Source organism: Enhydrobacter sp., assembly GCA_025808875.1.
In the GTDB taxonomy this organism is placed as follows: Bacteria; Pseudomonadota; Alphaproteobacteria; order Reyranellales; family Reyranellaceae; genus Reyranella.
Genome location: CP075528.1, coordinates 3799840 through 3823609, shown reverse-complemented (window position 1 = coordinate 3823609; position 23770 = coordinate 3799840). Strand labels below are relative to the sequence as shown.

The window sequence follows — 23770 nt, the reverse complement described above, 5'->3', positions numbered from 1 at the left end:
ATGGGCGGGACCGGCGTCATCGATCGCTTTCTGGAAGTGTTCACAAGCTATATCGACAGTGGCTTTGGCCTTCTCGGTAGCGAAGTCGGTTTTCTGGCGACCACGTTGGCCGCCATCGATCTTGTACTGGCCGGCCTGTTCTGGGCGTGGGGCACTGACGAAGACGTCGTTGCTCGATTGGTCAAGAAAACCCTGTTCGTGGGCGTGTTCGCGTACCTCATAGGGAACTGGAACAACCTCGCCCGGATCGTTTTCGAAAGCTTCGCCGGCCTGGGATTGAAGGCGTCAGGCACCGGCCTGTCTGCCGCGGACTTCCTGCGACCCGGGCGCGTCGCCCAAGTCGGTCTCGACGCCGGTAGGCCTCTTCTCGATTCGATCTCCGGTCTCATGGGCTACATCAGCTTCTTCGAGAACTTCATCCAGATCGTGGTCCTGCTCTTTGCCTGGGCGATGGTGCTGCTCGCATTCTTCATCCTGGCGATTCAGCTCTTCGTGACCTTGATTGAGTTCAAGCTGACCACGCTTGCGGGCTTTGTCCTCATTCCTTTCGGCCTGTTCAGCAAAACGGCGTTCGCGGCCGAGCGGGTCTTGGGAAACGTGGTTTCGTCTGGTGTGAAGGTGCTGGTGCTCGCCGTCATCGTCGGCATCGGCTCGACGCTGTTCTCCCAGTTCACGTCTGGGACTGCGGGCATACAGCCGTCCATCGACGACGCTATGGCTCTGGTACTGGCGTCTTTGGCCCTGCTTGGGCTCGGCATCTTTGGCCCCGGCATTGCCAATGGCATCGTCTCCGGCGGTCCCCAACTCGGCGCTGGCTCGGCCGTGGGCACGGGCCTGGCTGCCGGTGGCGTGGCCGTCGCTGGAGCAGCTCTGGCGGCCGGCGGCGCCAGCCTGGCAGGCGGTGCCGCCGCGGGTGCTGCACGAGGGGCGGCCGCATTGGGTGGAGGAGCCGCAGCGGCCTATCGCTCAGGTGGGCTCTCTGGCGTGGTCCAGGCAGGAATGTCCACGGCCGCCAGTCCGCTACGCCGTGCGAGGACTGGCCTCAAGAACAGTTTCGAAGCAGGCGGGCGGGGAGCCGCCGGAGTGGCTGAAGGGAGCGGCGAGCCGGTGCTGAATGACGCGCCGCCCGCCTGGGCGCGCCGCATGAGACGCTCCCAGACCGTCAGCCAGGGCACTTCTGCCGCTACCCACGCCATTCGCTCCGGCGATCACGGCGGCGGCGGGTCATCCGTCGATCTCTCGGAAGAAGGTCGTTGATGTTCAAGCGTCCCTCTGTGCGCTACGGCCACACCCCCCGGCCTGAAACTCCCTATCAGAAGGCAGCTCAGGTCTGGGACGAGCGCATCGGCTCTGCAAGGGTTCAAGCAAAGAACTGGCGGCTGATGGCCTTCGGCTGCCTTGTGCTGTCAGCTGGCCTCGCGGGTGGCCTCCTGTGGCAGGCCACCCGCGGCACCATCACGCCATGGGTCGTCCAGGTGGATCGGCTTGGACAGGCACAGACCGTCGCTCCCGCCAATGCCTTCTATCAACCCACTGATCCGCAGATCGCATTCCACCTCGCCCGCTTCATCGAAGACGTGCGCGGCCTACCGACGGACGCCATCGTCCTGCGCCAGAGCTGGCTGCGCGCCTACGAGTTCACGACCGATCGTGGCGCCTCGGCGCTCAATGACTATGCACGCGCAAACGATCCCTTCGCCAAGCTCGGCAAATTACAGATCTCCGTCGAGGTCTCGAGTGTCATCCGGGCTTCCCCCGAGAGCTTTCGCGTAGCTTGGACCGAACGGCGCTACGAGAACGGCCAGCTTGCCACTACGGAACGGTGGACGGCGATCCTCACTGTTGTGATCGAGACACCACGCGACGCAGATCGACTGCGCAAGAATCCACTTGGAGTCTACGTGAACGCCATCAGCTGGTCGAAGGAGCTCGGGCAATGAGGCAAGCCAGGGGTGCTGACGCAATCGCCTACACTGTTGGACGAACCAGATCCGCTCTCGACAGTTCATGCCGGCGCATGGCCGTCGTAGTGGCGATCCTGGCGACTGCGGGTTGCAGCGCGACCAAGCCACCTCAGATCAGCTATGACAGTAACGTCCCTCCGCTGCCCGCTTCTCAGTCGTCCGTCGACGATCGCCCTCGACCGCTGCATGTCCCGCCGGCCTGGACACCCACACGTGGCGGCAAGGCCGGTACGGTCGAGGCAACCGACGCGATGGCCCGGGTCGAAGCTGCTAATGCTGCCGCGCGTGTCGAGCCGCGCCGCGACGGGTACTTCAACGCCGTGCAGGTCTTTCCCTTCAGCCCAGGTGCCCTGTACCAGGTCTACGTCGCTCCGGGTCAGATCACCGACATCGCCCTCGAGCCGGGCGAGCAGCTCACGGGGCCGGGGCCCGTCGCTGCGGGCGACACCGTGCGATGGATCATCGGTGACACCGAAAGCGGCAACGCCGATACGCGTCGTGTCCACGTTCTGGTCAAGCCGACGCGTCCCGCCATCGAGACCAATCTCGTGATCAATACCGATCGACGCACCTACCTGATCGAGCTTCGTTCGCACGATAGGCCTTACATGCCGTCGGTGGCCTGGTTCTACCCCGAGAGCCGAAGCGCTCGCGCCCGAACTACTCCACCGTCGCCCGTTGTTCCTGAGATTGCGCAACGGCGCTATCGATACGCCATTGAGGGTGACAAGCCCCCGTGGCGGCCGATCAGCGCTTACGATGACGGTCGCAAGGTCTACATCGAGTTCTTGCCGGGCATCGTCCAAGGCGAGATGCCACCGCTCTTCGTCATTGGCCCGGAGGGCAAGCCTGAGCTGGTCAACTACCGCACCTATGGGAATGTGCTCATCGTCGATCGGTTGTTTGCTGCTGCTGAGCTTCGGCTGGGCGACGAGCGGCAGAAAAAGGTACGGATTGTCCGGAGTGATGGAAGGCCTTCGCCATGACCGACCAGTCGGGCAGCACTCCCGGCGTGACTTCTGCGACCTCGGCCGCGACGCGCGCCTTGCGGCTCCGCGGGGAAGGGCCGCGCGTCACGCGTCTCTCCCGAAGCGTCCTAATTGGGGGGACGTCACTTGTCCTGATCGTTGTTTGCGGAGCCTTGTTGTGGGCTCTTCAGACCAACCGCCTACGCAGTCCGACGTCCCAGGAACTTTACACGACTGAGCGACATACCGTTGCTGAGGGCCTTGCGGGGCTGCCTCGTGACTACGCAGGAGTTCCGCGTAACGCACCGCCACTCGGACCGCCTCTGCCTGGCGATCTCGGCCGGCCGATTGTTTCTGCCCAAGCTCAGCCCGGCCCAAATGCCGTCGATCCTGATCAGCAGCGTCGAGCACAAGAGACTGAAGCAGCCCGTGTCAGCCGCCTGTTCGCGTCAAGCAACAGCAAGCCCCAGACGCTTGGACCTCAACAGGCCTCTATGCAAGCGACAGGGATAGCACCGTCAGCTTCAGATGAGGCTTCGATTCAAAATGGACAGGATAGCAAGCTTGCGTTCGTCAATGCGCCCGTTGACCGTCGCACCACGGCCCCGGATCGACTTGCGCGCCCAGCGTCCCCCTATGTCGTACAGGCAGGTACCGTCATCCCGGCCGCGCTGATCACGGGCATGCAGTCCGATCTGCCGGGCCAGATCACTGCACAAGTGACCGAAAACGTCTATGACACGCCGACCGGCCGGTCGCTGCTTATCCCACAAGGTGCGCGGTTGCTGGGTGTCTACGACAGCCAAGTTTCGTTCGGTCAGTCACGAATCCTCTTGGTTTGGACACGCCTGATCCTGCCGAACGGCTATTCCATCGTGCTCGAACGTCAACCTGGCGCGGATGCGGCGGGCCAAGCGGGCCTCGAGGATGGAGTCGACCATCACTGGGGGGCCTTGTTCAAGGCGGCATTGCTCTCCACCATTCTCGCCGTCGGTAGCGAATTAGGGTCCGACCAGAACGAGAGCGACATTGCTCGCGCGCTGCGCAGAGGCGCGGGGGACACGGCGAACCAGGCTGGTGAGCAGATCGTCCGGCGCAATCTCAATGTCCAGCCAACACTGACAATTCGACCAGGCTTCCCGGTTCGCGTGCTTGTCAATCGCGACCTGGTATTGGAGCCCTATCGAAGTTGAGGAAGGAGGACCATGGCGCGCTTGAAAATCGGAGCTATCGCTGATGATACGCCCGTCAAACTATCCATCGTGTTACCAGCTGCGGTCCACCGCGACCTCGTTTCCTATGCCCAAGCTATGAGCAAAGAGAGTGGTCAAACCATTGAACCTGCTCAACTCGTCGGACCCATGGTGCAGAGATTCATGGCGACAGATCGGGCCTTTGCCAAATGGCGACGAAACCATAGATCACCCGAACTCGGCCCCTCTGACGATCGTCATGTATCAGGAACGAGACCCCGCGAGACCATTGAACGGTGAGTGCGAAGCAACGCTAGGAAAGTAGCAAGGGCGGGGTTGGTGTAGTCCTTCTTCCAGCAGGCCGAGTAGATGATCCAGGTCGGCCCTGTTCCGTCATGCACCTCGAGGGTTATGAAACCAGGATCAGGCATACGGGTCGTCCCTTCACAGTGCAAGGTGATACCGAGTCCGACCGCAACCAGACTCAAGAGAGCCTCAGCACCAATAGCGTGTTCCTTGATCGTCGCTTGCTTGCCGATCGTGCCGAGCTTGGTCGCGAGAAGCTCCTTCAGTTCAGGTCCAAGCCCTCGGCGGCTTATGAGGACGACATCATCGCCCAGGTCGGTCCAGTTGGCATAGCAACGCGCGGCAAGAGCGTGTGACTCCGGAACGGCCAGGAGGATTCGCTCCGACCAGAGGGACACAGACTCAATCCCTTCGCTGTTTGCGCGCCCAGTGATAACCGCCAGATCTAGGGCATCAGCCTTCAAGTCCATGAGCAAGCCGGGCTTCGGCCTCACGGCAAGCCGTATATCGACGCCGGGACATTCGCGCGCATAGTCAAGCAACACAGGACGCAGCCTTGTGACGGCATGCGAAGTGGGCAGGCCCAGGTCGAGGCGACCCGCTGCTCCACGACCGAGCGCTCCCGCTCTCGAGACGAGTGCGTCGAAATCGCCAAGGAGGCGCTCGGCCGTCTCCAGCAACTCAGTCCCAGCCAAGGTTGGACGCACGCCGCCGCTTGATCGGACAAAGAGAACAACGCCCAGATGTTCTTCGAGCTCACGGATGCCCCGGCTCATTGTGGACTGCCGAAGGTGCAAAGCTTCAGCGGCACGCCGCAGACTTCCATATCTGGACGCCGCGACGACGAACTTTAGGTGGCGCAAACCGACGTCCATCGTTTATGCCCTCTAAGGCAAACGCTGCTGTCTCCATGACAACGCGAAGAGCCTGTTCACTCGTGCTGTTCGCCAGGCCCTCGATAAATTGCCTAAAGATGTGATGCATCAGCGTTCATACAGCGCTCGTTACGTCACGCTGCACTTCTTCATCGATGGTCAAGTTATTCTCAGTCCACCGCTGTGGTCGTGCAAACAGTCCGGCGCAAGCTGGAGATCATCACAACCGACCTCAGGCTGCACCACGCTCGACAGCATCGTCGGCTTCTCCTCTAATCTGCGCTAAGGGCTCGTGACGAAACAAACGAATCGGTAGGCGCGGTGCCAGACCAAGAGCGCCGGAATCGAGGACTACCGCATCGAAGCATTTATCTCGTCACAGACCCTAAGTGCCGATATGACCAGTTCGGTGATCGAGCACCGCTGCGTCCGTGCAAATCCAGGATGCGCCCCGCCCCTGTCAGTTATGTGCAATGCCTATCGGGAGTTGTTCTTCCGGACGGATTTGGTTTAGCGCAATGCGAACCCTTCATACCCGCGCGCCACGACCTCCTCGCACTTCTGGCGGTATTTGGGCGCGCCGCCGGCGTAGGCCATGAAGGTGCGCTTCTGGCGGCCGGCGACGTTCTTGTTGACGCCGGTGATCCATGAATCGACCTTCATCGCCAGCAGCTTGTTGCCGGTGTCGTAGACGTGCGCCGTCCACTCGTCCTCGGCTTCGCGCGTCGCCTCGAGCCTCTTGAGGCCTTTGTCGCGCATATAGACCAGCATCTCGCCGACGAAATCGACGTTCTGCTCGATGCAGCGCGGGATGTTGCAGAAGGTGGCGGCGTTGTGCGGGCCGACCAGCGTCAGGAAATTGGGGAAGCCCGCGATGTTGAGCCCGAGATAGGTGTGCGGGCCGTCGGCCCACTTGTCCCTGAGCTTCTGGCCGCCCTTGCCCTGGATATCGATGCGATCGAAGGCGCCGGTGATGGCGTCGAAGCCGGTGGCGAAGATGATCATGTCGAACTCGCGCTCGGCATCCGACGTCTTGATGCCCTTGGCGGTGATGCGCTCGATCGGCGTCTCGCGCAGATCGACCAACTTCACGTTGGGTTGGTTGTAGACTTCGTAATAGCCGCTCTCGAGCGGCACGCGGCGCGTGCCGTAGCCGTGGTTGGTCGGGATCAGCTTGTCGGCGATCTTCTGGTCCTTCACGCGGGCGCGGATCTTCTTGACCACGAACCTGGTCATCTCGTCGTTGGCCGCCTTGTCGATCAGCGCGTCCCGGAAATTGCCCTGCCAGAAGGAGAAGCCGGGCTGGCTGTAGAGCTCCTCGAACACCGCCTCGCGCTCCTCGGGTGTGAGATCCATGGCGTTGCGCTGGTCGGCGGTGTGGATGAAGCAGCCCCAGGTCTCGCGGCAGCGCCGGAAGATGTCGTCATAGCGCGCACGGATCTTGTCCATCTCCTCGGGCGAGATCCTCGAGTTGCGCAGCGGCGTGCACCAGTTGGGCGTGCGCTGGAACACCGTGAGATGGCCGACCGTCTTGGCGATCTCGGTGATGGCCTGAACGCCCGACGCACCGGTGCCGATCACCGCCACGCGCTTGCCGGCGAAGGTCACTTCATGCTGCGGCCACAGGCCGGTGTGATAGCACTCGCCCTTGAAATCGTCGGCGCCCGGGATGTTGGGCATGGTCGGCGCCGACAAGGGGCCGATCGCCGTAATCAGGAAGCGCGAGCGTGCGCGCTTGCCGTCCTCGAACACCACCTCCCATTCGCCCGCCGCGTCGTCCCACGATGCCGACTTCACGCGGGCATTGAAAGTGATGTCGCGGCGCAGGTCGAACTTGTCGGCGAGGAACTGGCAGTAGCGCAGATTCTCGGGCTGGCTGGAGAAGTGCTCGGCCCAGTTCCACTCCTTCAGCACTTCGGGCGAGAAGGAGAAGCCGTAGCTCCAGCTCTCCGAGTCGAAACGGCAGCCGGGATAGCGGTTCCAGTACCAGGTGCCGCCGAGATCGCCGCCGGCCTCGTAGACACGCGCCTTGAAGCCGAGCTGGCGCAGCTTGAGAAGCTGGTACATGCCCGACAGGCCGGCGCCGACGACGGCGACTTCCCAACGTTCAATCGCGGTGCTCGTGACCATCATATTCCTCCCTCAGGAACCGCTCCAAACTATGTACGTTGCGGCATAGCCAAGCAGCCACATGAGCGTTGAAACAGTCCTTCACATGCTCCTGCTGGATGCAATCGCCGAACCCACCCAAATCACAATTGTTCTGCATCCCTCTTGACGGCGTCTGCCCATAACAATACCGTCGCAAAAAACAAATGACTATTAGAAAATTTGCGGGATGGAAAGTGCGGTTCAAAAAGTGCGGCTCAAAATTGGCATGGCGTAAGAGGTCTCTACGTGCGTCCGAGAACAGGGACGGACAACGAGATGGATGACGCTCCGATCCTTAACGTTGTCGCTTTGTCCAAGAAGTTCGGTGGCGTCACCGCCGTTCAGGACGTATCGCTCGACGTACCGCGTGGCGGTATCCTCTCGATCATCGGTCCGAACGGAGCGGGGAAGACTTCGCTCCTGAACATGATCTCGGGCTTCTACAAGCCTGATGCCGGCCGAATCGTGCTCGAGGGCAAGAACATCACGCATCGCAAGCCGAGTGAGATCGCCGAGCTTGGCGTGGCGCGCACCTTCCAGAACATCGCCTTGTTCAGTGGTCTGACGGTCCTCGACAACCTGATGCTGGGGCGCCACGTGCGCATGAAGGCGGGCGTGCTGTCGAGCGTCATCTACTGGGGTATGGCGCAGAAGGAGGACATCGCCCACCGCGAGGCGTGCGAGGAGATCATCGAGTTCCTGAAGCTGCAGGATCTGCGCAAGCTGCCGACGGCGGCGCTGGCCTACGGCCTGCGCAAGCGCGTCGAGCTCGGACGCGCCCTCGCCGTCGAGCCGAAGGTCCTGCTGCTCGACGAGCCGATGGGAGGCATGAACCAGGACGAGAAGGAAGACATGGCGCGCTATATCCTAGATGTGAACCAGGAGCGTGGCGTCACGGTCGTGCTGATCGAACACGACATGGGTGTGGTCATGGACATTTCCGACCGGGTCGTGGTGCTCGATCGCGGGCGGCGCATCTCCGCCGGCACGCCGGAAGAGGTGCAACGCGATCCCAAGGTGATCGAAGCCTATCTCGGTACGGCGCGGTCCGAAAGCGGCGCATGACCCTCGTCGAATCCCCGCAGACCGACACGCTGCCAAAGCTTGTGGTGCGCAATGCGGCGATCGACCCGCGCGGCGCCGGCATGCGCGAGAAGACCCGCGGCATCTGGCAGACCTACAGCTGGAGCGACTATCTTGACCAGGTGCGAGACTTTGCCCTCGGCCTCGCCTCGTTGGATTTCAAACGTGGTGACAAGCTCTCGGTGGTGGGTGACAACCGCCCACAGCTCTATTTCGCGCAGCTTGCCGCGCAGGCGCTGGGCGGGGTCTCGGTGCCTGTCTACCAAGACTCCATTGCCGCCGAGCTCGTCTACGTGCTGAACCATGCCGAGACCTCGATCATCGTGGCCGAGGACCAGGAACAGGTGGACAAGGCTCTGTCGCTCAAGGACAAGCTGCCCAAGCTGTGCTGGATCATCTTCGACGATCCTCGTGGCCTGTGGTCGTATGACGATCCGATCCTGCAGTCGTACGAACGCGTCCTAGAGGCCGGCCGTGCATTCGCCAAAGCGCACCCGCAGTACTTCGAGACCGAACTCACCAAGGGTCGCCCCGACGACACGGCAATAATCGCCTACACTTCGGGAACGACGGGCGCCCCCAAGGGCGCTATGCTCAGCCACCGCAACATGATCACTACGGCCGAGGCTTTCGCCGAGGTCAACGACGTCAAGGTCGGCGACAACTGGCTCTCCTATCTGCCGATGGCCTGGGTCGGCGACGCGTCCTTTTCGCTCGGCATGGCGATGGTGGCGCGTCTGACTGCAAATTGCCCGGAAAGCCCGGAGACCGTGCAGCGCGACCTGCGAGAGCTCGGGCCCGACATCATGCTGGCACCGCCCCGTATCTGGGAGAACATGCTGACAGTGATCCGAGTGAAGGCGGCTGATGCTTCGCCGTTGAAGCGCCGCGTGTTCGAGTACTTCCGCGGCCTTGCCGAACGCTGCGAGCTGAAGCGCAGCGATGGCCGTGGGCTGTCGTCAGCGGATCGCGTGGAACTCTTTCTAGGCGAAATCTTGGTCTATGGGCCGGTGCGCGACCAGCTCGGACTGCGCAACGCGCGCTGGTGCTACACTGGCGGTGCCCCATTAGGGCCGGATACCTACCGGTTCTTCCGCTCCTTCGGCATCAACCTCAAGCAGGTCTATGGTGCCACCGAGGCTTCGGCACTCATCTCTTGCCAGCCCGACGCCGAGGCCAACCCCAACACCGTCGGCCGTCCCATCCCGCGTATCGAAGTCAAGATCGACGATCGCGGCGAGGTCATGCTCAAGGGGGCGAACGTCTTCACCGGCTACTTCAAGCAGGAAGACGTGACGCGGGACACCGTGACGCCGGACGGCTGGTTGAAGACGGGCGATGCCGGCTTCTTCGACAAGCAGGGCCACTTGGTCATCATCGACCGTGCCAAGGACGTGGGCAAGCTCGCTGACGGCACCGCGTTCGCCCCGCAGTTCATCGAGAACAAGCTGAAGTTCAGCCCGTTCATCCGCGAAGCCGTCGCGTTCGGCCATGAGCGGCCGTTCGTCGTCGCCATGATTGCCATCGACATGCAGACGGCCGGCACCTGGGCGGAGAAGAGGGGACTGCCCTACACGAGCTTCATGGATCTGAGCCGCAAGCCCGAGGTAGCCGGGCTGATCGGCGGCGAGATCGCCAAGGCCAATGCAACGTTGCCCGACGTGCAGCAGGTCAAGCGCTTCCTGCTGCTCAACAAGGAGCTGGAGGCCGACGATGCGGAGATGACGCGCACCCGCAAGGTGCGCCGCAAGTTCGTCGCCGAGAAGTACGCCGAGGTCATCGCTGCATTCTACAACGACGCCAAGCAGGTGCAGGTCACGATGGAGATCACCTTCGAGGACGGGCGCAAGTCGACGCTCACCTCCGACATCGTCATTCATGATCTGGCGCCGGCCGAGCCGGTGCGCCGGGCAGCGTGAGGTCGAAGCGATGTCGGAAGATCTCGAGTTTTTCCTGGCGCTGACGCTAAACGGCGCTTCGATCGGCCTAATGTATTCGCTGATCGCCCTAGGCTTCGTGCTGGTCTACAAGGCAACCGACGCCATCAACTTCGCTCAGGGCGAGTTCGTCATGCTGGCGGGCCTGATCGTGGCGGTGTCGCTGTCGATCGAGACCATGCCGCTGATCGTGGCGATCGCCATCGTCGTCGCTGTGATGATCGGCTTCGGCTTTGGCCTTGAGCGCATCGTGCTGCGACCCTTGCTCGGGCGGCCGGTCGTCGCAGTGATCATGGCGACCATCGGCCTGGCAGCCGTGCTGCGCGGCCTGGGGCCGCTGATCTTCGGCAGCGAAACCCGCGCGGTGTCCCTGCCTGTCGGCGATGACCCGATCGTCCTTGGTCCGGCGAGCCTGCCGCCGATCCAGGTTGTGGGCGCCGCTGTCGCGCTGCTGTTCTTCCTCGCTTTCAGCTGGTTCTTCAAGAAGAGCCGCATGGGCGTCGCCATGCGTGCTGTCGCCGACAACCAGCAGGTCGCCCAGGCGATGGGCATCGACGTCGAGCGCTACTTTGCGCTCGCCTGGGCGATGGCGGGCATCGTCTCGGCGCTGGGTGGCATCATCTGGGGCAGCATGCTGGGCGTCGACGTTCAGCTCGCTCTGGTCGGGCTGAAGGTCTTCCCCGTGGTGATCCTGGGCGGCCTCGATTCGATCGGCGGCGCTCTCGTCGGCGGGCTGATCATCGGCATCGTCGAGAGCCTGGCGGCCGGCTACCTCGATCCATACGTGGGCGGCGGCACCAAGGACTTCGCGCCGTACGTACTGATGATCCTGGTCCTGATGGTCAGACCCTACGGCATCTTCGGCCGTCGCCAGATCGAGCGCGTGTAGCCCATGTTCCATCGCGAAGCCGGAGTCTTCAAGACGACCTACGCCGCCGACATGGCGCTCTACCCGCTGCCCATCGCCAGATGGACGATGATCGCACTGGCGGTGATCTTCGTGCTGATCGTCCCGATGGTCGTCCACGAATACTACCTGTCGATCCTGAACCTGATCTTCATCGCCATCGTGGGCGCGCTCGGACTCAACATCCTGGTGGGCTACACCGGCCAGATCTCGATCGGCCACGGCGCCTTCATGTCGGTCGGCGCCTATACCGCGGCCAACCTCGCAGTGAAGCTCGACCTGCCGTTCTGGCTGACGCTGCCGGCGGGCGGCCTGATGGCGGCGCTGATCGGCGTGGTGGTCGGCATGCCGAGCCTGCGCATCAAGGGGCTTTATCTCGCGATCGCCACGCTGGCCGGCCAGCTCATCATCGAATGGACCATCAACCGCGTGCCGGCCATCTCGGGCGGCGCGCAGGCGTCGATCGAGGTCGGCCGGCCCACGCTGTTCGGCTTCAGCTTCAACACCCAGGGCAGCCTCTACTTCTTCCTGCTGTTCTTCGCCGTGATCGCGATCGTGGCGACGCTGAACTTGGTGCGCAGCCGCATCGGCCGCGCCTTCGTGGCGGTGCGCGACCAGGATATCGCGGCCGAGATCATCGGTATCAATATCTACCGCTACAAGCTCTTGGCCTTCGCGATTTCGTCCTTCTATGCCGGCGTCTGCGGCGTGCTCTACACATACTATTTCGGCATCGCCAACTACGAGCAGTTTCAGCTCATCGTGTCTATCGACTATCTCGCCATGATCATCATTGGTGGACTGGGCTCGGTTCTGGGCTCGATCCTCGGCGCCATTTTCGTCACTCTGCTGCCCATTGTGATCCGCATTTTCATGGAGAACGTCGGATCGCTGTTCTTCACCGCAGTCGAGATGGCCAACGTGATCTCGGGGCTGCGGCTGGGGGTGTTCGGCGCGTTGATCATCTTCTTTTTGATCGTCGAGCCCGAGGGGCTCAATCGACTGTGGAGGAATGTCCGGAGCTATTTCCGGGTATGGCCCTTCTCCTATTAGAGGGGCATAGCTGCGAAGGGAGCAACTCATGACAAGGTTCGTTAAAAGCTGGCTCGGGATCGCGGCGATCACCGCAACCCTCGTTTTTAGCGGAGGCCAAGCCTTCGCTCAGAAGGAACTCGTATTCGGCCTGCAATGCGACAGGACCGGCGCGACTGCGACCGTGGGAACGGCGCTGTGCCCCGGCTATCACGACTACATCGCCCTGGTGAACAGCAAGGGCGGCGTCGAGGGCCACAAGATCAGGGTCATCGAGATCGACAACGAGTACAAGGTGCCGCCCGGCATCGAGGCGCACGAACGGTTCAAGAAGGATGGGGCGATCATCGAGGGTCTCTACGCTACCCCTGTGGTTATGGCGCTCACTAAGAGGCTCGAAGAGGACAAGATACTCGGCACGTCGCCCGGCTTCGGGGCGGCTGCGGCGGCTGACGGCAAGCGCTTTCCGTATGCCTTCCCAATCGCCGCAACCTACTGGTCGCAGGCGGGTGCAGCGGTGGCTTTTGCCAAGGAGAAGCTGGGCGATCTCAAGGGCAAGAAGATCGCCTATCTATTCTACGACAACCCGGCGGGCAAGGAACCACTGCCTATCCTCGAGGACCTCGCCAAGTCCGAGGGTTTCGAGATGCGCACCTTCGCGGTGCCGGCGCCGGGCCTGGAGATGGGCGCGCAGATTCTCGACATCACCGGCCGCTACAAGCCGGACTTCATCATCACCCACTTGTTCGGCCGCTCGCCGTCGGTCTCCATCAAGGAGCTGAAGGGCAAGGGCTATCCGCTGAGCAAGGTGGTTGCCTTCGTGTGGGGCAGCGCCGAGGCTGATATCATCGCGGCGGGCGGAATGGCCACGGCTGAAGGTTATAATGGCATTCAGTTCGCCGGTGTTGGCAAGGACTTCCCGGTGATCAAGGACATCGAAGCGATGTACAAGGCGCAGGGCAAGAGCCCGCCCAAGGAGATGGACTCGACCGTCTACTACAACCGCGGCGTCTTCATCGCGGCGTTGCACGTCGAGGCAGTGCGTAACGCCATCAAGGCCAAGGGCGGTGCGGCGCCGACTTCGGAAGAGGTCAAGAAAGGCATGGAGTCGATCAAGGGCTTTACCCTGGGTGGCCTCGTACCACCGATGGAGCTCACCCCGGCCGACCACGAGGGCGGCGGCTGGGTGCAGATCTGGACCGTCAAAGGCGGCAAGCTCGTCAAGAGCAAGGACTGGTTCCAGGGCTACCGGCCGGTCATCCTCAAGCACCTCGCGGCGGAAGCCTCGAAGTCCTGAACGCGAAAAGGGCGGGCGGCAATCGCCCGCCACTCGCCCCTCACACAGATTGGTTCATGCTCGCAATCAACAACATCGAGGTCGTCTACGACCGCGTCATACTCGTCCTGAAGGGCGTGTCGATCGATGTCGGCGAAGGTGCGATTACGACATTGCTGGGCGCCAACGGCGCCGGCAAGACGACCACGCTTAAGGCCATCTCGGGCGTGTTGCGCAGCGAGCGCGGCGAGGTCACCAAGGGCACGATCCAGCTTGGTGAGCAACGCATCGACGGGCTGCGCGCCCACGACGTGATGCGGCTGGGCCTCGCCCAGGTCTTCGAGGGAAGACGGGTGTTCGAGCATCTGACCACGGAGGAGAACCTGATCGCCGGCGGCCACGTCCAGAGGGACCTCGGCGCGGTGAAGCAGGGCATCGAGCTGGTCTATTCGTATTTCCCGCGGCTCCGCGAGCGGCGGCACCAGCTGTCAGGCTACCTCAGTGGCGGCGAGCAGCAGATGCTGGCGATCGGCCGGGCACTGATGAGCCGGCCGAAGGTGGTGCTGCTCGACGAGCCTTCGCTAGGCCTCGCTCCCATGCTGGTGGAAGAGATCTTCGGCATCGTCGGCCGGTTGGTGAAGCAAGAGAACTTGTCGGTGCTGCTGGTCGAGCAGAACGCCACCATGGCGCTAGCGGTGGCCGATCATGGATACGTCATGGAGAACGGCCGTATCGTGCTGGAAGGCCCGGCCGAGAAGCTGCGCAACAACTCCGACATCAAGGAGTTCTATCTTGGCCTCAATGAAGGCGGGGCACGCAAATCCTACCACGACACGAAGCACTACAAGCGACGCAAACGATGGCTCTCATGATCTTCGATAGCGCAAGAACCGGCAGCCGCACCGAAATGGGGCCAGCTTTGCGGGGGCCAAAATGATCGGAATTAGCTTGTAATGCACAGCGACGCCGTCTCTCGTGTACTATCGCCAGCGCCCCGGGATGACGGATCTGATAGGGCATCTGGAGCAAACCGACCTCGTTTGTCGTACTGAGCCGTCGGTGAAGAACTCGCAAGGTGTTGAAGTGGGGCGAAGGCTGCGCTGGAGGCGGATTTGGAATCGCAGGATTTGACGCCGCAGTGGCCGGATCTTGCGATTTCGTTCTTGGTGAAGGGAGTCTCAGTTTCCCGACATGATCGAGCGCGAAAATCTGATGGTCTTCGATCAGCTCGCGCTCGCCCCTGATCACTCAAGAACGAGCACGCCGCCCTTTGGAAGAACGCTCGAAATGGTCGCTGTCCAAGCCTGCGCCATTCAGCACGATATCGCATACATTCCGAGCCAGCTCGGAAATAGCCAAATGACCTGGACGATACCACGTAGCCGCCCAGTTCATTGCACCGAGCAGCAACAAGCGCAAAACCATCAAGTCGACATCCTTTCGAATCGCTCCGGCGCGCTGTCCCTCGGCAAGCAGCCGGCCCCAATACTCACCATATGCGGCGCGAAGCTTTCGATTCTGTCGTTTGACAGCGGCCGGCGCCTGCTCGAACACTCGTATATTGGCCGACGTATAGTCGCTCTGCTGCAAAAGCATCGTAAGATGGGCTGTCACAGCGGCTTCGAGCTTTTCACTGAATGCGGATGAAGCCGGCAAGGACCCGACGGCGAGACGGACCGCCGAGAACACTCGGGTAATGCCTACATCGAGCACCTCCTGCAGGATATCGTCCTTCGACTCGAAGTGATAGTAGATGCTCCCACCCTGCATCTCTGCAGTCATCGCGATGTCGCTAATGGTCGTTGCGGCATATCCTTTGAGACTGAATGCGCGTGCCGCCGCATCGAGAATGCGTTGCCTTGTGATAGCCGATTTCGGATGGGACGTACGACGGGACCGCGTCGACACTTCCTGTTGACTCACCCAAACCCCCTTTTGGAGCCAGCGCGGAATGGCTCAAACAACAACACGCGGGCCTTGCCGCCGGACTCGGTCCGCGAAGCGCCCCTTTAACGTAACATAATACCGATATGCGGCCCAAATAACAGGATGATCCGTTGTCGGGATTGGTTACGACCGGCCAGTCCCTTGACTCCTTGGCACGGCGTGCCTAGCGTATCTAATGGTCATTCGAAAATGGCTCACATGCAGGATTTCGACTTCCGTGTGTCTCCGGATGGTAGCTTCTCGAAGCCACTACCTTGGTTATGCGACGATGGCGGAGGAGGATCGGCGAGTTGACCACTCCGAGAACACGTAACGATCGATCCTGAAGGTACTAACCGTCTTTCAAGTTGGGACCGACCTACATGATCAAACGCTTCCATGTCCTTTATGTCGGACAGATCGAGCTGGACAACATCGGTCTCGAGGGCACGCCCGCCAACGACCGACGCTACTCGAACCAGCGCCTGAGCGAAGTCTTCGAGACCGCCCGCGACGTGGCGCGCACCATGGACGATCTCGGTTACTACGCGCTATGGGCGGCGGAGCACCACTTCCAGCGTGAGGGCTACGAGTGCCTGCCCAACCTGATACAGCTCGGCCTGTGGCTTGCCACGCAAACCCGGCGCCTGAAATTCGGCTGCGCCTTCAACGTTCTGCCGATGTGGCACCCCATTCGATTGGCCGAAGATTATGCCATGGCCGACATTGTGACGGACGGCCGCGTGATCATGGGCGTCGGCCGCGGCTACCACAGCCGTGAGGTTGAGACGTTCGGGGCGCCGCTGCTCGATGCCGAAGCCAACCGCGAATACTTCGAGGAGCAGCTCCAGCTCCTGCTGAAGTGTTTCAACGAGGAGGCCTTCCACTTCAAGGGCAAGTACTTCGAGTGTCCGCCGCCCGTCGACTACCGCGGCTACCGGCTGAAGGAGATCACGATAGTGCCGCGGCCCAAGCACCTGCCGGTCGAGATCTGGATGCCGATCGCCAGCGGCAGGACCATCGACATGATGGCCCGGTACGGCCTCAAGGCCATGGTGACTTTGAACGGCGAGAAGATACTCGACGATGTCGCGCGCGAGTATCACGCCGCGTGCGCTCGCCACGGCCGCCCCAAGCAGCTCGGCGAGGACATGATCTGGGGCGCGGGCTTATACCTTGCCGGCAGCCAGGAGGAGGCGATCCGGCGCGTTGAGCCGGCCCATGACGAGCGCTACAAGTGGTTCGCGCCGTTCGGGTTCGTGCGCTACGCCGATGACCAGGGCCGTACCTGGGGCACTCCTGGTGCGCCGTCGACGATCCCGTCGATCCGCGAGGGTGTGAAGCAGAAGGCATGGTTCTGTGGCACGCCCGCCGAGGTCATCGACGGAATCAGATCAATCGAAGCCAAGTATCCGGGGCTCGAGGATTTCATGATCCACTGGGCTGAAGGATTGTCGCCAGCCGAGTTCAAGGAGCAGCTGCGCTGGTTCGCGCGCGATGTCATGCCGGCGTTCGGGAAAGCAAAGCTTGCTGCAGAGTAGCGCGCCAGAACGAAGCGCACGAGGTAACGCGATGGCCAGACGCTTTCTGGTGGCATTTTGTCTTCGTGGCGCTCTTGCGACGGTCAGTCCACGGCAGAGCGCCGGGTACGTCCGGTCGGCCAGATTCCCGGGGCGGCCGACAATCGTGACGTCGCTCGCATGATCGATTGCCTAACGGACGAACAACGCCAGGCGCAGAACTCGGGCGACGCGTGGCGCGCGAGCAAATCGCCGTGCGCGCCCAGGAGACCGATGCCAAGGACGAATATCCGCAGGATCGAAGAGTTCAGCCGCGTTTGCTACAACACTGCCTATCGGGCAGAACTCAATCGCGCCGGGATAAGCGTCGGGGAGGAACGAAATGAAAGCCCAAGCCGCCATCATGTACGCCATCAACGAACCGTTGAGGATCGAAGAGATACTTCTCGACAAGCCGGCCGGCGGCGAGGTGCTGATTCGCACGGCCTTTGCGGGGGTCTGCCATAGTGACCTGCACTACATAGAGGGCCTCTACACGCGTCCGTGCCCGTGCGTTCTGGGCCACGAATCGGCCGGTGTGGTGGAGGCGGTCGGCGACGAGGTGACCTACGTGAGACCAGGTGATCATGTGATCACGTGCATCTCTACGTTCTGTGGCGAGTGCGAGTACTGTATGACTGGCAGGCTATCGCTTTGCTTGAGCCCAAGCACGCGCCGCGATCCGAATGGCCCACAGCGCATTATGCTGAATGGGACGCCGTTACCGCATACGAGCAATCTTTCGTCGTTCGCTGAATACATGCTAGTGCATGAGCGTTCGATCGTGAAGATCCGCCCCGACATGCCGCTGGACCGGGCAGCGGTGATTGGATGTGCCGTCATGACGGGCGCGGGGGCAGTGTTCCGAACCGCAAAGGTCGAGCCAGGATCAACGGTTGCGGTGATCGGGCTGGGTGGCATTGGCCTGTCGGCCGTGAACGGCGCCGCGATCGCTGGCGCCGGTCGCATCATCGTGATCGACAAGGTCGCCTCCAAACTCGAGTTGGCGAAGGAGTTTGGCGCGACGGATGTGTTGGACGCGAGCGCGACCGATCCGATCAAGGCGGTTCGCGAGATGACCGCCGGCGGGGTCGAATACTCGTTCGAGTGTGTCGGCTCGAAGACGACGGTTGAGCAGGCGTTCCGCATGTTGCGGCGCGGGGGCACGGCCACGATCATCGGCATGATGCCACTGGGCACCCGATTTGAGGTGTCTGGGGCGGAGCTTCTTGGCGAGAAGCGCATCCAGGGCTCCGCGATGGGATCCAACAAGTTCCGAATCGATATGCCGCGGTTGGTTGACTTCTATCTGCGGGGCGATCTGAAGCTCGACAAGCTCATTTCGGGGCGCACCCAGCTTGCCAGCATCAACGAAGCATTCGCGCAGCTCAAGACTGGCGAAACCGCGCGGACAGTCATCCAATTCTAACGCCGCCTGCGCCGAGGCGGCCACAGTGTGAACGGGAGTTTGTCTCTTACTTGGTCGAGTGGAGGGTTTCCAGGAACGCGAGGACCGCTTCCGAGAAACGATCGTTCTGATCGCCGACCACCATATGCCCTGCATCCGCGACATTCGAATACCTTGCGCCTGGAACAAGCTCCAGAAATGCCTTGGTGACCTCTTCGCTGACCAGGTCGCTCATTCCTCCTCGAACTAGGTGGATCGGACAGCCAACGCGCCGAGCGGCATTTTCCAGTCGCTCGAAGCGCCGTTCGTGCTCTGGTGGCTGCACATTGGTGATGAAACGTGGATCCCAATGCCATCGGTAGCGACCGTCTGGTCCGAGCCGCAGGTTCTTGGTGAGACCATTCAGGTTTCGGCGCCGCTGGCGATGAGGCAAGTAGTCAGCAATGACGTCTGCTGCTTCGTCGATTGATCGGAAACCCTTCTGGACATGGGCGGTCATGAAGCCCACGATGCGATTTATCCCTGCCATCTCCATTCTTGGCGTGACGTCAACCAACGTCAGACTGGAGAATGTTCCCGGCGCTTTCTCTCCCTCGGCAACAAGAGCGGCGAGTCCGCCGAGAGAGGCGCCGACTACCGCGGGCGGCCGACGCAAATGCCGAGCAACCGCAATCAAGTCGTCGGCGAATGCGTCTAGTTCATAGCGTCCATCTTCCGACCAGTCGCTGTCACCATGCCCACGCAGGTCGAGCGCGATAGCACGATAGCCGTGAGCGCAAAGCTTTCTCATGGTTCTGTCCCACGCGTGTCGGGTCTGGCCCCCACCGTGGGCAAGCAAGATCGCCGGCTGGCCGTCTCCCCCGACGACACTGGCGGCGAGCCGATTTCCATCAACGCCTACTAAACTCAACTCTTCCATTGACGTCTCCTGCATATACCTAACCCGATCAGGCCGAGCCACGTGCTACGGCCCGGAACATGTCAACGCATTGGTTGGCCAATACGCATGCATGTCTCAGGCATCGCCTCCCTCAGGGATTTTGCCATCGGGCGGCCAGCTCTTGACGCCTTCTTCCAAAGGGATCTCGAGGCTTCGAAGAAGTTGTGCGAACATGTTCCAGTTTCCGATCGCGATGACCATCTCAAGCAACTGCTCGGAACTGCCGACGTGCCGCACGCACTCGGCCCACACGGAGTCGGAGATTTTGCCATGCCCCAGTGTATCGTCGACTGCGGCCAGCACCGCGCGGTCGGCCGCGCCAAGCCGCGTCGAGGAGCGCCAATCGCGGACTGCGAGGACGTCCTCCGGGGGCAGCCCGACGCGTGCCGCGAAATGCCAGTGCTGGGTCCATTCGTACTTGGCGCCCGTAATCCACCCGATACGCATGATCAGCAGCTCGCGAAGACGGACGTCCAGCTTGTTGCCGGTGAACAGAAGCGTGGTCAGCAAGTGATTGACCGCAGCCGCCAGTTGCGGGTGACGCAACAGCGTTCGGTAAACGCTGAGGCCAGCCATCGACTCCCGAATACCGCACTCTCGGGCAACGACCTTCGCTTGGTCGACTGACAACATCTCCACCCGTGCGACCATTCAATCTTCCCTTCCTGCGTGACCAACCGCCACCGCTACAGCCAATTTCCATCACGCGCCATTCATCCATGTGATGGCGCAGCCACCTTGGTCTCGCCGCTGTTAGGGTGCCCGACGAAGGGCAGCTGCGCAGAGCCGGTCCGGTCGGGAACGAGCAGCGTCGCACAAACCGCAAGTATCAACGAGCATCAAGAAGCGGGCGAAGCTCCCAAGGTCATTTAAAGACCAATGGAAGCTTTCGAGGACCGCGGACCGGGCCGTGCGACCAGATCACCGAGGCCGGATCAGTGAGCTCGAAGTCAGGAATTCGGGCGAGCCATTCCTCGAGTGCAACGGTGATCTCCATGCGGGCCAGATTCGAGCCGATACAACGATGAATGCCCAGCCCGAAGGCCGCATGGCGGTTCTCAGTCCGATCAATCACCACACGATCAGCTTGCGGAAAGACCTCTGGATCGCGGTTGGCCGCCGGAAAAGACAGCAATACCATTTCGCGTTCCTTGAACGGGCAGCCGCCAACCGTGGTTTCCTTGGCGACCTGGCGGGCCATCGTCACCGGGGCGTAGGCTCGCAGAAACTCCTCTATGGCAGTCGGCATGAGTGCCGGCTCGCTGAGGAGCCGGCGACGGTCATCCCGGTGCTGGGCCAGATGCCATAGGCATGAGCCGATAGCGCTCCAGGTCGTGTCGATACCCGCAATCAGCAGAAGGCGAAGCGTGCCGAGTATGTGCTCATCGGACAGGGGCTGATCAGCCATTCGGGCCTTGAGCAGGAACGTAATGAGATCCTCGCCGCCTGCCGAGCGTCGCTGGGCGATATGTTGCCTGAAGTAGTCGTCCATCTCATCGAGCGCTTTGCGGAAGGACACATCTTCGGCAATGCCATCGTGGAGAAGCAGTTGGATCCAACGCCGAAACGTCTCGCCATCTTCCTCTGGCAGTCCGAGCATGTGTGCTATGACGGCGACGGGAACATGCTGCGCGTAGTCCGCTGCCGCGTCGCAGCCATTGTCCGATGCGAAGCGATCGATCAGCTCGCGGCAGATTTTTCGTGTCTTGGGTTCCAGGCGGCTTATGGCGTCAGGCGTGAACGCAGGCAGCAACAGCATGCGCGACGGCCGGTGATGCGGTGGATCAGAGGTAATCGGCGGCGACGCCAGCGTCGACGCTGCTGCAGAGGACTTCTCCTTCTCAGAATCAGATGATGCGCGCGGTGGCATCTCGCGAACTACAACACGGCGCGAAGAAAAGTGTTTCGTATCGTATGCGATTGCCCGGATATCGGCGTAACGACTGGGGAAGTAGACGCCACGATATCTTTCGGTGTGGGCGATCGGGCATTGCCGGCGCAACTCGTCCCAGATCTGGTGGGGCTCAGTGACCCAGCGTGGGTCGAGATGATCAAAATCGGTGGTCCAATCCAGGACAGGCGGACGATCCGTCATCGTGACCTCCTTTATGCTAAGCTTGCACCACCTTGATTGCGAATTCGGGGCAATTGGCTTCTGCAAGCCGGGCCTTGTCCTCAAGGCCGGCAGGCACTGTGCCGTCGCCGACCGCGTGTGCATGCCCGAACTCATCCAGTTCGAACAATTTCGGTGCTATCGCCTTGCACCTGTTGTGTCCCTGGCATAGCGCTGGATCGACGACGACTTGAAGGACCTTTTGCTCGGGCATCTCCAGAATCCTCCCTGCACAGCGCCCAATAAACCATTGAGGAGTCTGCTTGCGTCACGGTTCTGACCCAATTGACCGCTTCGACGCTTGCCGGTGGGCGATATTCTCTAATGAACGTTAGAAGTTCTGACGCATCTCGTCAATTGGCGCAAACGGCTTCCTTGTCCCAAGGCTGTAGGCCAAGCATCATCGATGCCCGCCGACAGAAGCGTGCCGCCAGGCATTCGCACGGGCGATGGACTTGCTTGACACATCGATAACATCTACCTAGGTTTCTAATGTATATTTGAAAAGCATGCGTGTGGGCTAGCGATCCCAATCGCCCAGCGTATGTCTTTTGGGATGGCTGTGACCAAGATGCGCGGACTGAAGGACAAACCCGTCATTGTGACCGGCGGTGGCAGTGGTATTGGCCGCGCGATCGCTGAACGCCTGGCCGTGGAAGGAGCCGTGGTTGGCATCTTCGACATCAACGGCCAAGCGGCGGAGGCCACAGCGAACTCGCTTCGAGAGAACGGCGGCCGTGCATTCGGGTACAAGGTCGACATTGTCGATTATGACGCGGTGGCACGGGCGGTTGATGCGTTTGAAGCAGCTGCCGGACCGATCAGCGGACTGGTGAACAACGCAGGTTGGGACAAGGCGGTTCGCTTCGTGGAGACGGACCGGGCCCTCTGGCAAAAGGTGATCGACATCAATCTCTGGGGCCCGCTCAATGTCACGCATGTCGTGCTGAAGAAGATGGTCGAGCACGGCAAGGGCCATATTGTCAGCATAGCCTCCGACGCGGGTCGGGTCGGTTCATCGGGCGAAGCGGTCTATTCGGCTTGCAAGGGCGGCATTGCTGCGTTCGGCAAGACGGTTGCACGAGAAGTTGCGCGTCAAGGAATCGTGGTCAACGCAGTCTGTCCGGGACCGACGGACACACCTTTGTTCGCGACTGTCAGCGAATCCGCGGCAGGGCTTGCGGAGGCGCTCAAAAAGGCAATCCCCCTCCGCCGCTTGGGCAAGCCCGATGATTACCCCGGCATCGTATGCTTCCTGTTGAGCGACGATGCCAGCTTCATCACCGGCCAGACGATCAGCGTCTCCGGCGGCCTCACAATGCACGGGTAAGCCGATGGACTATACGGACATCCTCTATGCCGAGGCCAATCAGGTCGCCACGATCACGATCAACCGGCCAAAGGTCTACAATGCTTTCCGCCCGCGCACGGTGGTCGAGTTGCTGGACGCATTCCTCAAAGCGGGCTGGGCGAGCGATATTGGTGCGATCGTGCTCACCGGCGCTGGCGACAAGGCGTTCTGTACCGGTGGGGACCAGTCGGATCACAGCGGCCAATACGGCGACGGGTCGACGCGCGGTACGGTCGGCATGCCGGTCGAGGAGTTGCACAGCGTCATCCGCGACGTGCCCAAGCCGGTCATTGCCAAAGTGCGCGGATACGCGATTGGCGGTGGCAATGTTCTGGCGACGATCTGCGATCTCACCATTGCCGGCGAGGGCGCGATTTTCGGTCAGGTTGGGCCGAAAATGGGCTCCGTCGACCCCGGATTCGGCACCGCCTATCTCGCGCGTGTGGTTGGTGAGAAAAAGGCGCGAGAGATCTGGTACATGTGCAGGCGCTACTCGGCGCACCAGGCGATGGAGATGGGGCTGGTCAACGCCGTGGTGCCCGACGACAAGCTCGACGCCGAAGTCGAGACCTGGTGTGCCGAACTGGTGCAGCGCAGTCCTACGGCCATCGCCATCGCCAAGAAGTCCTTCAATGCCGACAGCGACAGCATTCGCGGTATCGGGGGGCTCGGGATGCAGGCCCTGCGGCTCTACTACGCAACCGCCGAATCCCAGGAAGGGGTCAAGGCCCTCAACGAGAAGCGCCTGCCGCGCTTCCGGGACTTCGTCAAGTAGGAGCTG

At 61.6% G+C, this 23770-nt stretch carries 22 protein-coding genes; 15 read left to right on the top strand and 7 right to left on the bottom strand.

The features are described from left to right. The 5 genes from trbL to KIT25_18900 all read left to right on the top strand — a co-directional run bounded on the left by trbL (position 1) and on the right by KIT25_18900 (position 4425). A complete protein-coding gene (gene trbL, locus KIT25_18920; protein UYN94103.1) occupies positions 1 to 1257 on the top strand; it encodes a P-type conjugative transfer protein TrbL in 1257 nt (418 codons plus the stop codon). Beyond that, on the top strand, positions 1257 to 1940 hold the full coding sequence (locus KIT25_18915; protein UYN94102.1) for a conjugal transfer protein TrbF: 684 nt from the start codon (positions 1257 to 1259) through the stop codon (positions 1938 to 1940). The genes trbL and KIT25_18915 overlap by 1 nt, the downstream gene beginning before the upstream one ends. Before the next feature lie 77 nt (positions 1941 to 2017). After that, positions 2018 to 2950: a P-type conjugative transfer protein TrbG gene (trbG, locus tag KIT25_18910; protein UYN94101.1), complete on the top strand. Its 933-nt coding sequence runs from the start codon at positions 2018 to 2020 to the stop codon at positions 2948 to 2950. Continuing rightward, complete coding sequence (locus KIT25_18905; GenBank protein ID UYN94100.1) at positions 2947 to 4125, top strand: TrbI/VirB10 family protein; 1179 nt, start codon at positions 2947 to 2949, stop codon at positions 4123 to 4125. Before trbG ends, KIT25_18905 begins: the two co-directional genes overlap by 4 nt. 12 nt (positions 4126 to 4137) lie before the next feature. Beyond that, positions 4138 to 4425, top strand: a complete 288-nt coding sequence (locus tag KIT25_18900) for a DUF2274 domain-containing protein (GenBank protein UYN94099.1) — start codon at positions 4138 to 4140, stop codon at positions 4423 to 4425. Here KIT25_18900 and KIT25_18895 read toward each other — a convergent pair. Continuing rightward, a complete protein-coding gene (locus KIT25_18895; protein ID UYN94098.1) occupies positions 4383 to 5306 on the bottom strand; it encodes a LysR family transcriptional regulator in 924 nt (307 codons plus the stop codon). The genes KIT25_18900 and KIT25_18895 overlap by 43 nt on opposite strands. Before the next feature lie 510 nt (positions 5307 to 5816). After that, on the bottom strand, positions 5817 to 7436 hold the full coding sequence (locus KIT25_18890; protein ID UYN94097.1) for an NAD(P)/FAD-dependent oxidoreductase: 1620 nt from the start codon (positions 7434 to 7436) through the stop codon (positions 5817 to 5819). A gap of 297 nt (positions 7437 to 7733) precedes the next feature. On the opposite strand from KIT25_18890, the gene KIT25_18885 reads away from it, so the two are divergent. From KIT25_18885 to KIT25_18860, 6 genes are read left to right on the top strand one after another with little or no spacing between them, the layout of a single operon-like run. After that, complete coding sequence (locus KIT25_18885) at positions 7734 to 8522, top strand: ABC transporter ATP-binding protein (GenBank protein UYN94096.1); 789 nt, start codon at positions 7734 to 7736, stop codon at positions 8520 to 8522. Further along, positions 8519 to 10459 carry an AMP-binding protein gene (locus KIT25_18880; protein ID UYN94095.1) on the top strand — a complete coding sequence of 647 codons (1941 nt, stop codon included), beginning with the start codon at positions 8519 to 8521 and terminating at the stop codon, positions 10457 to 10459. The genes KIT25_18885 and KIT25_18880 overlap by 4 nt, the downstream gene beginning before the upstream one ends. Positions 10460 to 10469: 10 nt before the next feature. Continuing rightward, positions 10470 to 11366 (top strand): branched-chain amino acid ABC transporter permease, encoded by an 897-nt coding sequence (locus KIT25_18875; GenBank protein ID UYN94094.1) that lies wholly within the window; start codon positions 10470 to 10472, stop codon positions 11364 to 11366. Between the two features lie 3 nt (positions 11367 to 11369). Beyond that, positions 11370 to 12437, top strand: a complete 1068-nt coding sequence (locus KIT25_18870; protein ID UYN94093.1) for a branched-chain amino acid ABC transporter permease — start codon at positions 11370 to 11372, stop codon at positions 12435 to 12437. Between the two features lie 28 nt (positions 12438 to 12465). Then, positions 12466 to 13713 (top strand): ABC transporter substrate-binding protein, encoded by a 1248-nt coding sequence (locus KIT25_18865; GenBank protein UYN94092.1) that lies wholly within the window; start codon positions 12466 to 12468, stop codon positions 13711 to 13713. 56 nt (positions 13714 to 13769) lie between these two features. Then, entirely contained in the window at positions 13770 to 14564 is a 795-nt protein-coding gene (locus tag KIT25_18860; GenBank protein UYN94091.1) for an ABC transporter ATP-binding protein, read from the top strand. Between the two features lie 376 nt (positions 14565 to 14940). Here KIT25_18860 and KIT25_18855 read toward each other — a convergent pair whose 3' ends face one another. Further along, positions 14941 to 15615, bottom strand: a complete 675-nt coding sequence (locus tag KIT25_18855; protein UYN94090.1) for a TetR family transcriptional regulator — start codon at positions 15613 to 15615, stop codon at positions 14941 to 14943. 386 nt (positions 15616 to 16001) lie between these two features. Here KIT25_18855 and KIT25_18850 point away from each other — a divergent pair, with 386 nt between their 5' ends. After that, positions 16002 to 17159: an LLM class flavin-dependent oxidoreductase gene (locus KIT25_18850; protein UYN94089.1), complete on the top strand. Its 1158-nt coding sequence runs from the start codon at positions 16002 to 16004 to the stop codon at positions 17157 to 17159. A gap of 361 nt (positions 17160 to 17520) precedes the next feature. Further along, positions 17521 to 18606: a Zn-dependent alcohol dehydrogenase gene (locus KIT25_18845; GenBank protein ID UYN94088.1), complete on the top strand. Its 1086-nt coding sequence runs from the start codon at positions 17521 to 17523 to the stop codon at positions 18604 to 18606. 46 nt (positions 18607 to 18652) lie between these two features. Here the strand turns inward: KIT25_18845 and KIT25_18840 are convergent, their stop codons facing one another. The 4 genes from KIT25_18840 to KIT25_18825 all read right to left on the bottom strand — a co-directional run bounded on the left by KIT25_18840 (position 18653) and on the right by KIT25_18825 (position 21852). Next, entirely contained in the window at positions 18653 to 19504 is an 852-nt protein-coding gene (locus KIT25_18840) for an alpha/beta hydrolase (protein UYN94087.1), read from the bottom strand. 96 nt (positions 19505 to 19600) lie between these two features. Continuing rightward, entirely contained in the window at positions 19601 to 20176 is a 576-nt protein-coding gene (locus KIT25_18835; protein ID UYN94086.1) for a carboxymuconolactone decarboxylase family protein, read from the bottom strand. Between the two features lie 214 nt (positions 20177 to 20390). Continuing rightward, the gene (locus KIT25_18830; GenBank protein UYN94085.1) at positions 20391 to 21620 is read right to left on the bottom strand and encodes a cytochrome P450; all 1230 of its coding nucleotides are present in this window, start codon (positions 21618 to 21620) and stop codon (positions 20391 to 20393) included. A gap of 16 nt (positions 21621 to 21636) precedes the next feature. Continuing rightward, the gene (locus tag KIT25_18825) at positions 21637 to 21852 is read right to left on the bottom strand and encodes a ferredoxin (GenBank protein UYN94084.1); all 216 of its coding nucleotides are present in this window, start codon (positions 21850 to 21852) and stop codon (positions 21637 to 21639) included. Between the two features lie 342 nt (positions 21853 to 22194). Here KIT25_18825 and KIT25_18820 point away from each other — a divergent pair, with 342 nt between their 5' ends. Next, the gene (locus KIT25_18820) at positions 22195 to 22968 is read left to right on the top strand and encodes an SDR family oxidoreductase (protein ID UYN94083.1); all 774 of its coding nucleotides are present in this window, start codon (positions 22195 to 22197) and stop codon (positions 22966 to 22968) included. After that, positions 22907 to 23764 (top strand): enoyl-CoA hydratase/isomerase family protein, encoded by an 858-nt coding sequence (locus KIT25_18815; protein ID UYN94082.1) that lies wholly within the window; start codon positions 22907 to 22909, stop codon positions 23762 to 23764. The genes KIT25_18820 and KIT25_18815 overlap by 62 nt, the downstream gene beginning before the upstream one ends. Positions 23765 to 23770: the final 6 nt, after the last annotated feature.

Excerpts from the sequence above, each read along its gene's own strand:
- trbL (UYN94103.1), top strand. The coding sequence starts at position 1 with ATGGGCGGGACCGGCGTCATCGATCGCTTTCTGGAAGTGTTCACAAGC.
- KIT25_18915 (UYN94102.1), top strand. The coding sequence starts at position 1,257 with ATGTTCAAGCGTCCCTCTGTGCGCTACGGCCACACCCCCCGGCCTGAA.
- trbG (UYN94101.1), top strand. The coding sequence starts at position 2,018 with ATGGCCGTCGTAGTGGCGATCCTGGCGACTGCGGGTTGCAGCGCGACC.
- KIT25_18905 (UYN94100.1), top strand. The coding sequence starts at position 2,947 with ATGACCGACCAGTCGGGCAGCACTCCCGGCGTGACTTCTGCGACCTCG.
- KIT25_18900 (UYN94099.1), top strand. The coding sequence starts at position 4,138 with ATGGCGCGCTTGAAAATCGGAGCTATCGCTGATGATACGCCCGTCAAA.
- KIT25_18895 (UYN94098.1), bottom strand. The coding sequence starts at position 5,306 with ATGGACGTCGGTTTGCGCCACCTAAAGTTCGTCGTCGCGGCGTCCAGA.
- KIT25_18890 (UYN94097.1), bottom strand. The coding sequence starts at position 7,436 with ATGGTCACGAGCACCGCGATTGAACGTTGGGAAGTCGCCGTCGTCGGC.
- KIT25_18885 (UYN94096.1), top strand. The coding sequence starts at position 7,734 with ATGGATGACGCTCCGATCCTTAACGTTGTCGCTTTGTCCAAGAAGTTC.
- KIT25_18880 (UYN94095.1), top strand. The coding sequence starts at position 8,519 with ATGACCCTCGTCGAATCCCCGCAGACCGACACGCTGCCAAAGCTTGTG.
- KIT25_18875 (UYN94094.1), top strand. The coding sequence starts at position 10,470 with ATGTCGGAAGATCTCGAGTTTTTCCTGGCGCTGACGCTAAACGGCGCT.
- KIT25_18870 (UYN94093.1), top strand. The coding sequence starts at position 11,370 with ATGTTCCATCGCGAAGCCGGAGTCTTCAAGACGACCTACGCCGCCGAC.
- KIT25_18865 (UYN94092.1), top strand. The coding sequence starts at position 12,466 with ATGACAAGGTTCGTTAAAAGCTGGCTCGGGATCGCGGCGATCACCGCA.
- KIT25_18860 (UYN94091.1), top strand. The coding sequence starts at position 13,770 with ATGCTCGCAATCAACAACATCGAGGTCGTCTACGACCGCGTCATACTC.
- KIT25_18850 (UYN94089.1), top strand. The coding sequence starts at position 16,002 with ATGATCAAACGCTTCCATGTCCTTTATGTCGGACAGATCGAGCTGGAC.
- KIT25_18845 (UYN94088.1), top strand. The coding sequence starts at position 17,521 with ATGAAAGCCCAAGCCGCCATCATGTACGCCATCAACGAACCGTTGAGG.
- KIT25_18840 (UYN94087.1), bottom strand. The coding sequence starts at position 19,504 with ATGGAAGAGTTGAGTTTAGTAGGCGTTGATGGAAATCGGCTCGCCGCC.
- KIT25_18835 (UYN94086.1), bottom strand. The coding sequence starts at position 20,176 with ATGGTCGCACGGGTGGAGATGTTGTCAGTCGACCAAGCGAAGGTCGTT.
- KIT25_18830 (UYN94085.1), bottom strand. The coding sequence starts at position 21,620 with ATGACGGATCGTCCGCCTGTCCTGGATTGGACCACCGATTTTGATCAT.
- KIT25_18825 (UYN94084.1), bottom strand. The coding sequence starts at position 21,852 with ATGCCCGAGCAAAAGGTCCTTCAAGTCGTCGTCGATCCAGCGCTATGC.
- KIT25_18820 (UYN94083.1), top strand. The coding sequence starts at position 22,195 with ATGGCTGTGACCAAGATGCGCGGACTGAAGGACAAACCCGTCATTGTG.
- KIT25_18815 (UYN94082.1), top strand. The coding sequence starts at position 22,907 with ATGCCAGCTTCATCACCGGCCAGACGATCAGCGTCTCCGGCGGCCTCA.